The following is a 383-nucleotide window of genomic DNA, read 5'->3' on the forward strand; positions in this document are numbered from 1 at the left end:
GTCACCGCTTAAGCTGATCTATCCAGAAGCTGATATACCTGTATTGCAAGTCTCGATTCCAAGAAATGTACCCATAAGTTTCTATTGGCAGTTAGGGCAAGCATTGAGGCCCTTGAGGGCGCAAAATATTTTGATTATGGGCAGTGGAGCGGCAACCCATAACCTGAGCTACTTCAATCCTCGTATGGGCATTGATCAACCGATTATGCCAATGTCTGAGCAGTTTATCCGCTGGCTTAACCAAACGGTAACAGAGGGTAATAGAGAAGGGTTGGAACAATATTTACAAGCCCCTTTCGGTAGAGAGAATCACCCAAGCCCTGAGCATTATGTGCCACTTTTGGTTTCTGCGGGTGCTGCTCATGATCCTAAAGGATATGTAC

At 45.7% G+C, this 383-nt stretch carries 1 protein-coding gene; it reads left to right on the forward strand.

Going from position 1 to position 383, the window contains the following annotated elements:
- Window positions 1–383: DODA-type extradiol aromatic ring-opening family dioxygenase (locus BTA35_RS17505; RefSeq protein WP_139363770.1), on the forward strand; the 383-nt coding region annotated here is incomplete at both ends.

Origin of the sequence: Oceanospirillum linum (genome assembly GCF_001995095.2) — a bacterium.
Classification (GTDB): Bacteria; Pseudomonadota; Gammaproteobacteria; order Pseudomonadales; family Halomonadaceae; genus Oceanospirillum; species Oceanospirillum linum.